At 41.8% G+C, this 13,530-nt stretch carries 12 protein-coding genes; 6 read left to right on the top strand and 6 right to left on the bottom strand.

Translation table 11 applies throughout. The annotated features are described in order from the left end of the window. Position 1: 1 nt before the first annotated feature. Both ACOQOA_RS09395 and ACOQOA_RS09390 read right to left on the bottom strand, forming a co-directional pair. Positions 2–538 carry an NADPH-dependent FMN reductase gene (locus tag ACOQOA_RS09395; RefSeq protein ID WP_420548385.1) on the bottom strand — a complete coding sequence of 179 codons (537 nt, stop codon included), beginning with the start codon at positions 536–538 and terminating at the stop codon, positions 2–4. A gap of 27 nt (positions 539–565) precedes the next feature. Next, positions 566–1,462 (bottom strand): pirin family protein, encoded by an 897-nt coding sequence (locus ACOQOA_RS09390; RefSeq protein ID WP_420548384.1) that lies wholly within the window; start codon positions 1,460–1,462, stop codon positions 566–568. Between the two features lie 122 nt (positions 1,463–1,584). Between ACOQOA_RS09390 and ACOQOA_RS09385 the strand changes: the two genes are divergently transcribed. Continuing rightward, positions 1,585–2,490 (top strand): LysR substrate-binding domain-containing protein, encoded by a 906-nt coding sequence (locus tag ACOQOA_RS09385; RefSeq protein WP_420548383.1) that lies wholly within the window; start codon positions 1,585–1,587, stop codon positions 2,488–2,490. 46 nt (positions 2,491–2,536) lie between these two features. Here the strand turns inward: ACOQOA_RS09385 and ACOQOA_RS09380 are convergent, their stop codons facing one another. From ACOQOA_RS09380 to ACOQOA_RS09370, 3 genes are all read right to left on the bottom strand, one after another. After that, on the bottom strand, positions 2,537–2,827 hold the full coding sequence (locus tag ACOQOA_RS09380) for a putative quinol monooxygenase (RefSeq protein ID WP_420548382.1): 291 nt from the start codon (positions 2,825–2,827) through the stop codon (positions 2,537–2,539). An 83-nt stretch (positions 2,828–2,910) separates the two neighbouring features. Beyond that, positions 2,911–3,747: a helix-turn-helix domain-containing protein gene (locus ACOQOA_RS09375; protein ID WP_420548381.1), complete on the bottom strand. Its 837-nt coding sequence runs from the start codon at positions 3,745–3,747 to the stop codon at positions 2,911–2,913. A 70-nt stretch (positions 3,748–3,817) separates the two neighbouring features. Further along, positions 3,818–4,444 carry a LysE family translocator gene (locus ACOQOA_RS09370; RefSeq protein ID WP_420548380.1) on the bottom strand — a complete coding sequence of 209 codons (627 nt, stop codon included), beginning with the start codon at positions 4,442–4,444 and terminating at the stop codon, positions 3,818–3,820. A 158-nt stretch (positions 4,445–4,602) separates the two neighbouring features. Here ACOQOA_RS09370 and ACOQOA_RS09365 point away from each other — a divergent pair, with 158 nt between their 5' ends. After that, positions 4,603–5,514, top strand: a complete 912-nt coding sequence (locus tag ACOQOA_RS09365) for a hypothetical protein (protein ID WP_420548379.1) — start codon at positions 4,603–4,605, stop codon at positions 5,512–5,514. Here the strand turns inward: ACOQOA_RS09365 and ACOQOA_RS09360 are convergent. Continuing rightward, on the bottom strand, positions 5,511–6,539 hold the full coding sequence (locus ACOQOA_RS09360; protein WP_420548378.1) for a YeiH family protein: 1,029 nt from the start codon (positions 6,537–6,539) through the stop codon (positions 5,511–5,513). The genes ACOQOA_RS09365 and ACOQOA_RS09360 overlap by 4 nt on opposite strands. A 181-nt stretch (positions 6,540–6,720) precedes the next feature. On the opposite strand from ACOQOA_RS09360, the gene ACOQOA_RS09355 reads away from it, so the two are divergent. From ACOQOA_RS09355 to addB, 4 genes are all read left to right on the top strand, one after another. After that, the gene (locus tag ACOQOA_RS09355; RefSeq protein WP_420548377.1) at positions 6,721–9,021 is read left to right on the top strand and encodes a PAS-domain containing protein; all 2,301 of its coding nucleotides are present in this window, start codon (positions 6,721–6,723) and stop codon (positions 9,019–9,021) included. A 62-nt stretch (positions 9,022–9,083) separates the two neighbouring features. Continuing rightward, positions 9,084–9,581: a tRNA (adenosine(37)-N6)-threonylcarbamoyltransferase complex ATPase subunit type 1 TsaE gene (gene tsaE / locus ACOQOA_RS09350; RefSeq protein WP_420548376.1), complete on the top strand. Its 498-nt coding sequence runs from the start codon at positions 9,084–9,086 to the stop codon at positions 9,579–9,581. 101 nt (positions 9,582–9,682) lie between these two features. Beyond that, entirely contained in the window at positions 9,683–10,408 is a 726-nt protein-coding gene (locus ACOQOA_RS09345; RefSeq protein WP_420548375.1) for a nucleotidyltransferase family protein, read from the top strand. Next, on the top strand, positions 10,408–13,527 hold the full coding sequence (gene addB / locus ACOQOA_RS09340; RefSeq protein ID WP_420548374.1) for a double-strand break repair protein AddB: 3,120 nt from the start codon (positions 10,408–10,410) through the stop codon (positions 13,525–13,527). The genes ACOQOA_RS09345 and addB overlap by 1 nt, the downstream gene beginning before the upstream one ends. Positions 13,528–13,530: the final 3 nt, after the last annotated feature.

Here is a 13,530-nt window from a genome sequence, read left to right as displayed (position 1 = left end):
CCTATATCTTAACGTTGTTAAATGCGTTTAAGACATTCACGAATTCTGTTTTTAAGGTCTCGTCTTTCAGTTTCATATTTTCCTGATCGTAATTGTCATAAAAACTTGGAATGGACAAAGAAGCGATAACGGTACCATCATAAAAATGGGCGGTATTTTTCGCCATGCTTAACACCGTATTTGCCCCATTTGGGCCGGGTGAAGTGGATAACATAATAATTGGCTTCTTATGATAAACATCCAGCTTTTTACGACTGGCCCAATCAAACAGGTTCTTATAGGCGGCTGTGTAGTTGCCATTATGCTCCGCATAGGAAATAAGCAAAGCGTCGGCTTGTTCGATATGGTTTAAAAAATCGGATGCAGCATCCGGGACACCATGTTTTTCTTCCAAATCGGCACTGTAGATTGGCAGTTTGAAATCATTGATATCTATCATTTCCACATCATGATCTGTCAGGAATGTGGTTGCATATCTTATCAATTCTTTGTTGATAGATTTACTGCTGTTGCTTGCGGCAAAAGTAACGATTTTCATTTTTTTATCCTTAAATCCAGATTTGTATTAATCCAAAGACCCAAACAAGCCCGCGGCATAATCTGCTTCTGCTTGTTGAATGTCTTTTTCATTGCTCAAGATGAAGGGGCCTTTTTGGATGAATTCTTCTTCCACAGGCTGGGCGGCAAAAAGGGCAAAATGCGCTTCTTCTATAGATGCGCTGGAAAACTGGATATTTTGTGGTGCATTTGAATTTAAATTGGATATTGCGATGGCTTCACCTGCTGAAAGTATGATGACTTGATCTGCAATCTTCACGGTGATGTCATTCTCAACCGCGTAGATCCACGCATTTTCTTTTGCGTTTAAATCATGTTGAAAACTTGCGTCTTGTTGGATTTTCCCATCCAAAATGGTCATCGGTAAAGCTGGGGAAGTTGGTCCGGAAATATGATTGCTTTCTCCTGCAACAATACGAACTCTCACCCCGTTTTCTTCAATGATCGGCATATCTTTGGCGGAGACATGTTTGGACGCCGGCGCGTCTTTTTTATGTTTTGCTGGAAGATTCACGAAGACTTGTAAGCCATGAATACGGGCATTGGGACGAGGCGCCTCATCATGAACAGCACCTGAACCTGCTTTTAACCAATATAAGTCACCTGGCAAGATATCAAAATCATTCCCTAGGGAATCCCGATTGTGGAATTTGCCTGAACTATCTTCAAAAAGTACGGAAACAGCAGATAATCCCGCATGTGGATGGGCGCCAAATGTCGGGGTGGTCATGACATAATGGTCAACCATGGCGAGTGGATCCATTTGTTGGTCGAAGTCTTTTTCGCGAAAAGTCTTTGCTGTAAACCCGGTCCCGATATTGAGAGGTTTACTTACTACCTTGGCTGAAATTTTAACAGCTGAAGTGTTTTGTGTAACTATATTTGGGCTATGTAACTTATTCATCAGAAGAACACCTTGTTTAAATTTGTAAACTAGATGTAATATAAAATGGAACGATAAATGCTAAAATAGCCAATAAAAGAAAGATATGTTCTAAATTTAGAACGATAGATGAAGATATTCTGATGATTGATTTGAATGACTATTTTTATTTTGTACATGTGGTGGAGAAAGAAGGCTTTTCTGCAGCCGCAAGAGTTTTAGGTATTCCTAAATCAAGACTGAGCCGTCATGTGTCTAACTTGGAAGCAAGGTTGGATGTAAAGCTTATTCAACGCACTTCAAGACAATTTAAGATCACGGAATATGGGCAGCTATTTTACAATCATGCTAAGGCGATGATGGATGAAATGGCAATGGCAGAAGCTGCCATATCTACCAAAAAAGACACGATCAGTGGTCGTATTATTATGAGTTGCTCTGTCGGGGTTTCTCAGTTTGCTATTCAGGAATTGGTTGTTAAATTTTTATGCGAAAACCCAAAGATTGAACTCATTCAACAAGTGACAAACCAGCCGGTTGATTTGGTATCTTCTGGTATTGATTTAGCCATTCGGGGACATACGGAACCTTTACCGGATTCATCGGTTGTTCAGCGCTATCTCACAACTGTTTCCTGGCAATTATTCGCAAGTCCTGATTATGTGAAGGAATTAGGTATGCCGAATGATCCAGATGAGCTTGAAAATGTAAAAAGTCTCAATGTTGGATGGCAGCCAAGCGCATCTCATTGGGTGTTAAGGAATGAACAGGGCTTAGAAAAGAAAGTTGTTCATGGCAACGTCTATTCCAGTGATGACATGAGTAGCTTGAAAAAGGTGGCTGTGAAAGGACTTGGTATTGTAAACCTACCTTCTTATACATGTCGTGATGAGCTTGAAGATGGCTCTTTAGTGCATGTTTTGCCAAACTGGGTGACGGGACGTGCACAGTTAAGTTTGCTTTCTCCTTCGCGTCATGGGCAATCACCCGCGGTTCAGATGTTTAAGGAATATCTATTGAAGAATATAGAAGAATATGTGGCTGTATAGATTGGGGCAGCAAGGTTGGGCACCTCGCTGCCTTATTTAAACAGGATTATAACGCTGCTTTTGAATAATAATTGATGGCTGGCGTATCTATAAAAAACGATGCCAATTGTGCCATGACCCCGTTTTCAGTGATAAATTTAAGATATTCTTGGTGATCTGCTTTTGAGAGCCATTCTTCGTGAATGAGAAAATTGTTTGTTTCTGAATTAAAGAATACAGAGACATTTAAGGCTCCTTTAAAGCCTCGCACATTAGGTAAGTTTTCTTCGAGAAATATTTGTAAATCTTGATAGATATCCGATTTTACTTCTGCGTGAATTGTGACGGTAACTGGCATTGTTTTCTCCTTCATTTGATGAGGAGAAATATATGGAAAATCTGATTTCTAACTATCCCGATTTCACCAAAAATGCCGATTTTCTACCAATTGTTTTGTAGGCGAATTTGTTTAGGGGATGTGCCAAATTTCTTTTTAAAAATAGATATAAAATGTGAAATATTATCATATCCAACTTCCATGGAAATTTCAGAAATGGATAGAGAAGATTTTTCTAAGAGATCATAGGCTTTATTGAGACGGGCAGACATAAGCCACTTTTGTGGGGTGGTATTGAATTGCCTTTTGAAGTCTCTATTGAAGCTGGTTATTGGTCGCCCAGAAAGCTGGGCCAGTTCTCTTACGTTTAATCGCCAGCATTGTTGATTTTTAAGTAATCTTTTAATGTTGCGTTTGGGTTGATCATCTGTGGTCGTTTTTAAAAAAGCCCTAAGGTTTTTATTTTCGTCCAGATGATCCAATAAGTTTAGAAGCTCAAGTAGTTTTAATTGAACCATTTCGACTGATGGATGAATGTCTTTATAAATTTCATATAGTGATGTCATATATGAGTTAATGCTTGGATTTGATGTTAATTTATAAGGTGCAATCTTATTATTCGTTTCCTTTAAGGTGAGAAGCTTGTTTTTCAAGAAAAGTTCTATGGTATTTTTGTCAAAGAAAAACAAGAAAGCTTCTAATGGACCATCAATCTTTTCAAAATCAGAAACCATAAATGAATTTTTGGGCATAAAGAGTAGTTGTCCATTTTCCAGAATGATCTCATCTTCCTCAAAAGAAGAAAATGTCTCCTTTCCGCTCAAGACATAGGCAAGACAAGGGGTGTTTGTGAAAAACTCGATGCCAAGCATAGATTGTGGGATGTTTTTATAAAAGATGGCGGCATCACCATGTGCCATCACGCAACGGGCGTCATCCATTTCATAAAGGTTTTCTGGTATGAGCAGGACATTTTCTTTCACATATTCTGGAATGAGATGTGACAATAACTTAGCCTCTTTCTTCCAGTGTTAGGCGAATGCCAAGCCCAAGTAGGGTAAATCCACTGAATTTGAAAACCCAATTTAGGAAATTTGGATTTTGCTTAAACCAGTTAGATAAACGGCCTGCAAAAAAACCAACAGGTGTTTTCAAAATAAAGGTTAGACATGCGTAACAAAGGCCCATGGCAAAAATACCAAGAGTCGGATTTTCACTATTTGCAGGAATAAATTGTGGCAAAAATGCAAAGAAAAACAGGGTCACTTTTGGATTGGTGATATTGCAAAGTGTGCCTTCAATAAAAACGCGTTTGACAGATTTGTCGCTGTTGTCTTCGGTTTCTAAGTGGTGACTACCAGAAAGAATAAGTTTAATACCAATATAAAACAGATAGGCCGCACCGATATATTTTAGAATAGCAAAAGCAAGTTCCGATGTTGTAAGGATTGCACCCAAACCAAGAGCTGCGAGAATAGTATGGCCCATCAAGCCAATCGAGATCCCTAAAGCGGCTATAACACCTGCTTTGGATCCTTGGCCTAAGCCACGAGACATAACCATAATTAAATCTTGGCCCGGAGATATAATGACTGCAAGCGAAGCTGCAATGAATAAAAGCCATGGTATATCAAACATGTTTTTTCCTTTTCACAATCTTCCGAAATTTTTAGTTAAGATCATTTACTACCGAATGAACAGAATTTGAAAGTGGAATTTCGTTAAAAAACCCTTTAGACTATTTAAAGGATTGGTTGTAGATATTTGAAGTTTTTGAAATAAGTAGAATTTCTATTATGTGTCTGCGTATCCACCTGTTAAATTTCTTTTCCTCTTTGATGGTTTTTTTGTTTCTGGATAGTTTTTCTGCCTTTGCAGAAGAGGTGTTTACAACCCGTGGTCCTGAATCTGAGGGTGATGAACGATATATTTATCAGAATAAATTACTACAGTTGGCACTTGAAAAAACAACGAACACTCATGGGGCTTACACCCTGAAAGTGACACCTATTGGATCTAATACGAAACGCACGATGCGAGAGGTGGAACGAGGTAGTTATCCCAATTTCTTTGTGCAAAATGCAGTCACACCTGATCGTTTAAATAATATGATAGCTGTACCATTTCCGCTGACTTTGGGGGTGTTAGGCTATCGTGCAGCTTTTGTATCGGAAAAAACAAAGGTAAAGTTGAAATCAGTAAGTACATTGAAGGAGTTACAGCAATTTAGCATATTACAGGGATTAGGTTGGGTTGATAATAAAATCCTTCGAAATGGCGGTTTTGGGGTGATTACATCCAGTTCTTATAATGGTATGTTTAGGCAAGTGGCAACGGATCGGGCGGATATATTCCTGCGCGGGGTGAATGAGATTTTTGCTGAATGGAATAGAAATAAAGATGTTCCCAGTTTAACTTATGACGACAGTTTCTTAATCTACTATGACTTTCCAGCTTTCTTTTTTACCACGAAAGGTAATGAACGCGCTGCTGAACGTGTCCTGGAAGGTTTGCAGCTTGCTTATCAAGATGGAGATCTACAAAAAATCTGGGCAGAAGAATATCAAGAAAGTATTGATTTTGTGACCAAACATCCACGTCGAATATTTAGTATTACTAACCCGCTAAACGTTTATCCTGATAAATCATATCGCCAATATTTAATTGCGGCAGATATTTTTGGTGAAGATATAATCTATGCCGATTAATATCCGATACATGCTACGACGAAACCTATAACTGCAAGGAAAGCAGTTTCACTGAGGATCATGACAACAGGTGCAAAGCCAAGAGATCTGAAATCTCCCAATGAGGTGCGAATGCCTATCGCTGCAATAGCTGTAATCAAACACCAGCGGGACGCTTCTTTTAAAAATTCGGCGATTTGATCAGGAAGAAAACCAAAGCTTTTAAGTAGTACGAGGATAACAAAACCAACTAAGAAACCTGGTACGCCAACGGCCTTCTTTCCACCTTTGATATCTTTTGCAGCCATACTAACGGCAATAGATACAAAAAGAACTACGGGCACTAACATGGCTACGCGAAAAAGTTTTACCACGGTTGCGGTATCACCTGCGGTTTCTGACACAGAATACCCTGCACCAACGACCTGCGCCACATCATGAATGGTGGCACCAAGAAAAAAACCATTTCCCACATCTGACATGTCTGACCATTGGGCGATCAATGGATAGAATACCATTGCAAGTGTACTTAATGTTGTTACTCCGACAACTGCAAAAATCGTATTGGTTTCTGCTTCTTTTGATTTAGGTAACACTGCGGAAAGCGCTGCTGCCGCAGATGCTCCGCAAATCGCAACAGATCCGCCTGTTAAAACGCCAAACCATTTATCCTGTTTCAACAATTTGGCCGCAATCAATCCGAATAGGATTGTCGCACCAATAGAGGCAACGACCACTAATAATGGCCATAACCCTAAATCAGCAACTTGATCAATTGTGATCCGCGCGCCTAATAAAGCAACACCGACGCGTAGAACTGTCTTGGCAGAAAATTGGATGCCATCAGCGGTTTTTTCATCTTTTGATAAAAAATGGAAGGCTGTACCTAACAATAAAGCATAAAGCATGACGGGCCCGCCATGATGTTCTGATAGAAACGAAGCCGCGATAGCCACAATCACTGTAATAATCACACCTGGGAATAGAATTTTTCCCTCTTCAAATTTGGAATTCATGAAACCAGTTGCTTTGGAATCTTCAGACATAAAAAATTAATTCCTGTGTTTGTGAAAATTATAATAATTATTTTCTTTATGATTTTTCTCTATCGCAGCTTTGACGAAGGATCAAGTAAAGCTTCAAACACGGGTGGAAAAAAGTTTCGAACCGTGTTTGGATATAAAATCGAATTTTTAGATAATTGTGTCATTTGAACAGGAAATTAGGGTGGAAGTAACAGCATCACAGATTTTGTTGAGTTTGTTGATTGCATCATTTGTAATCATCACCTGTGTGGCTATTTTTTATCTATGGTTTTCAAATTTACTGAAACGTCGATTACATGAATTTGTTGATCAATCCTCACAGGCGTTGATTTTGCAGGGAACAGAAATGTTATTTTGGTCCAAAAAAGCTGCTGAATTAATTGGGTTTTCTCAAATTCAGGCCATGGGGCATGTTGCTGAATTGATAGATGAAAACCAACAGTCCAGATTTCTAATGCATCTTGATGTTTTGATGAAGAATGGCAAAGGGTTTGAAGGGAGTTTTGATTTACTTTCCGGACGAGTGATTTCGATAAAAGGGGAAAAAACCAGAATATTTCGCCGATATGTTCTTGTTCTTTGGTTTCAAGATATCAGCGAGCTTTCGTTGCTTGCAGATAATTATGTAAGAATGGAACAGGACAGTCGTATTCAGTCAGCAATTATTGATAGTTTACCTTATCCAATCTGGTGGCGATCAACAGATGATTTGAACCTGCTTGACTGTAATAAAGCCTATGCAGAATATCTAGAAAAAGACAAAGATATTGTTATCTCTGAGCAGCATGAATTGGGCGCTGGTAGTATTTCCGCGGCTGGTCGATTTTTGGCCCGTCGGGCAGCGCGTTCTAGCAGTATTCAAACGGAAAGCCATTCGGTGGCCTTGCAAGGCAAACGTCGACTGCTTGAATTTACGGAACAACGCCATCCTAATCTACCTCATCTACTAACTGGTTATGCTTTGGATATGACGGCATTGGACGATGTGCAAGCGCAATTAGTAACTCATTTGGCAGCTCATGATACGGTTTTGGATGAAATGCTATCAGCTATTGTTATCTTTGGACCAGATAAGAGGTTAACTTACTTTAACCAGTCTTTTATGCGCTTATTTGACTTGCATTCTTCTGATGTTGCTGCCGGTCTTGGATATGGTGAGGTGTTGGAGAAACTTCGGCAGAAAAGAAAACTTCCCGAAGTAATTGATTTCCCCAAGTATAAACGTGAACAAGAAGCGTTATTTTCACGTCTTTTGGAAAAGAAAGAAGAAATGCTTCATCTGCCCGACGGGCGAACACTGCATCAATTAATTATTCCTCATCCCTTGGGTGGGCTAATGTGGATGTTGGAAGATGTGACCGATCTTTTATCTTTGGAAAGTAACTATAATACGCAGATTGCGGTACAGCAGGAGACATTAAATAACCTCTTTGATGCTGTATCGGTTTGGGGGAGTGATGGTAAATTAAATATTTGGAATCGTATGTTTAAGGAATTCTGGCAATTCCCGAAAGAACTTTTGGATACCAATCCACATATCACTGAGATTGTAGATTTCTATCATGAGAAATGGTTGGCAAATGAAGATGAACTTGCAGTCAAGAAATCAAAATCCGATATGATTTTACAAATTACGGAACGGGTTGCAAAAAGTTATACTCTGGCGCTTGTAGATGGTCGTGTTATTGAAGTTGCTTTGGTGCCATTGCCAGATGCGCAGGTTTTAGTGATCCATTCTGACGTGACTGACACCAAAAGAGTAGAGCGAGCCTTGGAAGAACGAAATGTTGCTTTTGAACGTGCTGATTTATTGAAAACACAATTTTTATCCAATGTATCTTATGAGCTTCGTACACCAATTAATGCTATTCAAGGGTTTGCATCCATTCTGAAAGAAGAATATTTCGGGACTTTAAATGAACGTCAAATGAACCATGTGCAGAACATTCTGGATGCGGGAGAAACATTAACGCAATTGGTGAAAGATATCCTTGATCTGGCGATTATTCAGGCAGATCTGATGGAGCTTGAGTTGGAAGAAAGTGATATTGCGCAACTCATTAATAAATCAATTGAAGATAATAAAGCTCTGGTGATGGATGAGAAACAGCAGTTAACCTGTTTCTGTGAGCCCGGTGTGTATCGATATAAATGTGATCAAGGGCGCTTGGAACGTGCTTTGTCTAACTTGTTGGGGAGTATCCTTAAACTTTCAGACGGGGATCACGTTGATATTCAACTTTCAGATTTTCCAGATCATTTATGTATTCGATATCAAACAGATTGGGTGTTGGATCATAAGGAAGATCAAAAATATATCCAAAACAGATTTATGGGGAATGACCCGCAAGCCTTGCGATCCGGTGTTGGATTAAACTTATCAATCGCGCGAAATATGGTCGAACTTCATGGTGGTGAGATTCAGTTGGATGTCACTTCCGAAAAAGGGTTTGCGGTGACAATAGTCTTGAAAAAGGCCTAGAAAAGTCGCACATACAGCGCCAATAAGAATTTTCATAGATTGCATTAAGAAAGCCCAGAAAGATGAATGAAAATCTTGATGATGCTACACGACCTTTATACAGCCTGACATTGGAAGATGAGGCTGAAACAAAGCATATTGCAGAACGTATTGGTAATGTTTTGGTTGCCGGGGATGTGGTTTGTTTATGGGGTGATTTGGGGGCTGGGAAATCCACTTTTGCCAGAGCTTTAATTCAATCACGCCAAAAGCAGGCAGGACAGGCGCCAAGCCCGACATTCACTTTGGTGCAAACGTATGAAACAGACCGTGAAGATATTTATCATTATGATCTCTATCGTTTGGAAGATGAAAATGAGGTTCTGGAATTAGGCATTGATGAAGCCTTTAGTGAGGGCATTTCCTTGATTGAATGGCCTGACCGTCTTGGGAGTTATCTGCCGTGGGATCGTTTGGATATTTTGTTGACCCATGTGGAACAAGGGGGCGACATTAGACAAATTGAAATTCACACGACCCATGCACGTTGGGCGGATAAGTTGGTTGGATTGGCTGATTAAGACATTTTAGGTATTTCTTCCTGCGTGCCACCTCTTGCGGGAAAAGGCAAATCCCTGCACATTATCCATTCGCATTTAGGTATGGGTGAAGGGATTTGAAAGTGACAAAAATCACAAAAGCAATGGTGATGGCAGCAGGTTTCGGTACCCGTATGCGCCCTTTAACCAATACTATTCCCAAGCCGTTAGTTCCGTTTCTAGGTAAACCATTGATTGATTGGTGTATGGATTTATTGCGATCCGCTGGAACTACAGATTTTGTGGTGAATAGTCATTACTTGGCTGATAAAATCCACGGTCATTTTTCCGATGATCCTAGAGTTCAGATTTCTCATGAAGATGAAATTCTCGAAACGGGTGGTGGTATGAAAAAGGCACTGCCGTTATTAGGGCAGGATGCAGTTTTCGTCGCTAATGCGGATGTGGTATTGATTGGGGATGCAGAAAAATCTTTGAATAATCTTTTATCCCATTGGGATGACGAAAAGATGGATTGCCTGATGCTATTAATTCCCAAAGAAAAAGCATTCGGTCACGGAGGCGCAGGTGACTATTTTATGGATGAAATGGGTGGTTTGACACGTCGGATAGAAGAAGATAGCGCGCCATATATCTTTTCCAGTTATCGTATCATGCATCCCCGCTTGTTAGACGATACGCCGGACGGGGCTTTTTCCTTACGTGACAGTTTTGATAAAGCTCAGGCAGCTGGTCGTTTGTTTGGGGTCGTGCATGATGGAGAATGGTTAGATATCTCATCTGTGAAATCTTTAGAAGAAGCTGAATCTCATTATGGTTCACGTTTGGTTGATGGTAAGATCATCTGATGACTATTGAACAAGCCGATCTTTTTACAGCCTTTGATGAAGCGCCCCAACCGATAAATCCGGTGCCAGTGGTTGCAGGGGAGGCAAGTGTTTATACCATTGCCCCGAATATAACTTTTGTAGATGCACTAGCGGCAAAGCTATTAAAGGATATCGCAGAAGATCCACTTGCGATCAGCGATATGGTGATTTTATTGCCAACCCGTCGTGCGTGTCGTGCCTTGCGAGATGCTTTCTTACGATTGGGCAAAGGCAAACCGATCCTGTTACCTGTGATGCGTCCGATCGGGGATGTAGATGAGGATGAGCTTTTATTGGGTGCAGAGGGCTATACCGATCTGGGTATGATGGAAGAAATTGAACTGCCGCCAGCGATTTCCAATCTGCATCGCCAATTGTTATTGACCAGCTTGATCCGCATGCGTCCTATTGGGGATCATACGCCTTCTGTGGAACAGGCCGCACGTTTGGCACAAGAACTTGCCCGTCTCTTAGATCAGGTGCAAACGGAACAATTAACATTGGATGGTTTGGAAAACCTGATTGAAGGGTCTCATGAGTTTTCTGATCACTGGCGGGAGATTATTGAATTTCTAGATATTTTGCGAAAATTCTGGCCCGCAATTTTAGAAGAAAATGGGGCGCTTGATCCGGCGGATCGTCGAAATCGGATTTTGAATGCACAGGCTATGGCATGGGAAGCCTCCCCACCAACTCAACGTATTCTGGCAGCAGGTATGACGGGTAGTATTCCGGCGGCGGCGAATTTGTTGCGTGTGATTGCCCATCTGCCTGAAGGGCAAGTGATCTTACCGGGGGTTGATTTATCTTTGTCAGATGATGATTGGGCGGCAGTCGAAGAAGATGAAACCCATCCGCAATATGGTTTTGCCCATGTGTTAAAAGATATGGGGTTAACACGCGAAGATGTGAAGCCTTGGACCTTTGATGGTATTGAAGATCATCAAGCAAGTGATATTTCGCGCGTAGAGTTGATGACAGAAACGTTGCGACCTGCCCGCACGACAGATAAATGGCGAGGCTTAAGTGATTGGCCTGAAAAGGCGCTGGATGGGATTTGCCAGATTGATTGTCCAACATCAGGGACGGAAGCGGCGACCATTGCTTTGTTGATGCGCGCAAGATTGCAAGAACCGGAGCAGACAGTGGCGCTGGTCTCACCAGATCGAATGTTGGCGCGTCGTGTGGCAAGTGAATTACAACGTTGGGGCATTCAGGTGGATGATTCAGCGGGGCAACCGCTTTCAACCACAGCACCTGCAACCTATATGCGCCTTTTGGCAGACGCGGTCTCCTTATCCCTATCGCCTGTTTCTTTATTATCCTTGTTAAAACATCCAATGTCGGCTTGTGGCGATCATATTGCACAATTCCGCCGTGATGTTCGATTACTAGAAACGGAATGTTTGCGTGGACCAAAACCTGCACCGGGTATGAAGGGATTGCGCGCATTGGTTGGCGATTATGCCAAGGCAGATCATCGAAAACCAGAAAAGCGCGATGAAAATGTAGTGCGCCTTACAGCGTTTCTGGATCGATTGGAAACCGCCCTTAAGCCTCTTTTGGAAGTGATTGATCAAGAAACTGTTGATTTACCTGTAATCTTGGAAGCTCATATGGAAGCTGCAGAGGCCTTGGCTGCGTCTTACGAAGAAAGCGGATCAGACCGTCTTTGGGCGGGGGATGCAGGGGAAACTTTGGCGAATTTCCTTGCAGATTTGGGGGAAGATGCTGGTTTGGTAAAAGCTATGCCACCACGGGAATATCCAAGTTTGTTTGAATCTTTGCTGGTGGGCCAAGCCGTACGCGCCGCCCATGGTCGACATCCTCGCGCCTTTATTTGGGGACCTATGGAAGCCCGCTTACAGCATACAGACCTTGTGATCCTTGGAGGATTAAATGAAGGCATATGGCCGCCGGAAAGCCAATCAGATCCTTGGATGTCACGGCCTATGAGACAGAAATTTGGCCTTCCTTTGCCAGAACGCCGTATCGGGTTAAGTGCCCATGATTTCGCCCAATGTTTCTGTGCAGGGGAAGTTGTGATTACACGCGCTGAAAAGACCGACGGATCACCAACAGTGCCAAGTCGTTGGTTAAGCCGTTTAGATGTGGTTTTGGACAAACTAGAAATGTCCCATCTGATGAAAGCAGATCGGCCTTGGTTGGATTGGGCCATTGAATTGGGACAAGCAGAAGGTGAAACCATTGATCCTCCGGCGCCAACACCACCACTTGAAGCGCGACCAAATAAACTATCTGTCACCCGGATTGAGGCATGGATGCGTAATCCTTATGGCATTTACGCGGAAAAGATTTTAGGCCTTCGCCCGCTCGACCCCTTGGAACAAGAACCGGGGGCGGCGGATCGGGGAAACTTTATCCATGCAGCTCTAGAAGATTTTATGGAGGCCTTTCCTTATAACCATAATCTACCCGAAACAGCCTTAGATAAACTGTTGGAATTTGGGGAGAAACATTTCCAACAACATATGGCGCATCCAGCTGTGCGGGCATTCTGGTGGCCGCGATTTGAACGTATTGCCGCATGGTTTGTGGAAAAGGAAAAAGATCGTCGCAAAGTCATGCTGAATAGTTTGAGTGAGATTCAAGGCACTTGGACATTTAACTCGCCTATTGGAGAGTTTACCTTGACCGCGAAAGCAGATCGATTGGATAAAACAAGAGACCAATCGGCTTTGTCTATCGTGGACTATAAAACAGGTTCGCCACCTAGTAGTAAGATGGTGGCAGCTGGGTATGCGCCTCAATTGCCGTTGGAAGCAGTCATTGCCGCAAAGGCAGGATTCAAGGAAATACCAAATGGGGAAGATCTTGATGTGGCGGAACTTTCTTTTTGGAAATTATCCGGTGGTGATCCGGCAGGTAAAGAACATCCGGTTCGTATCAAAGATAAATCTTTAGCTGATTTAGTAGAAGAAGCTGAAGAAGGTGTACAGAAACTGGTGCATAAATTTGCGGATGAGAAAACACCTTATCTAGCCACCCCAAAGATGCGCTATGCCAGTCGATATAATGATTTCGAACATCTGGCACGGGAAGGGGAATGGCGTATTGCAGAAGAGGGGGAAGATTAAGTC

This window comes from Curvivirga sp. (assembly GCF_965219885.1).
GTDB lineage: Bacteria > Pseudomonadota > Alphaproteobacteria > UBA8366 > Aestuariispiraceae > Curvivirga.
Note: the sequence above shows the minus strand (reverse complement) of the source record. Positions and strands in the feature narration are given on the sequence as shown.

Coding starts and splice junctions, on each gene's coding strand:
- ACOQOA_RS09395 (WP_420548385.1), bottom strand. CDS start 538: ATGAAAATCGTTACTTTTGCCGCAAGCAACAGCAGTAAATCTATCAAC.
- ACOQOA_RS09390 (WP_420548384.1), bottom strand. CDS start 1,462: ATGAATAAGTTACATAGCCCAAATATAGTTACACAAAACACTTCAGCT.
- ACOQOA_RS09385 (WP_420548383.1), top strand. CDS start 1,585: ATGATTGATTTGAATGACTATTTTTATTTTGTACATGTGGTGGAGAAA.
- ACOQOA_RS09380 (WP_420548382.1), bottom strand. CDS start 2,827: ATGCCAGTTACCGTCACAATTCACGCAGAAGTAAAATCGGATATCTAT.
- ACOQOA_RS09375 (WP_420548381.1), bottom strand. CDS start 3,747: ATGGATGACGCCCGTTGCGTGATGGCACATGGTGATGCCGCCATCTTT.
- ACOQOA_RS09370 (WP_420548380.1), bottom strand. CDS start 4,444: ATGTTTGATATACCATGGCTTTTATTCATTGCAGCTTCGCTTGCAGTC.
- ACOQOA_RS09365 (WP_420548379.1), top strand. CDS start 4,603: ATGTGTCTGCGTATCCACCTGTTAAATTTCTTTTCCTCTTTGATGGTT.
- ACOQOA_RS09360 (WP_420548378.1), bottom strand. CDS start 6,539: ATGTCTGAAGATTCCAAAGCAACTGGTTTCATGAATTCCAAATTTGAA.
- tsaE (WP_420548376.1), top strand. CDS start 9,084: ATGAATGAAAATCTTGATGATGCTACACGACCTTTATACAGCCTGACA.
- addB (WP_420548374.1), top strand. CDS start 10,408: ATGACTATTGAACAAGCCGATCTTTTTACAGCCTTTGATGAAGCGCCC.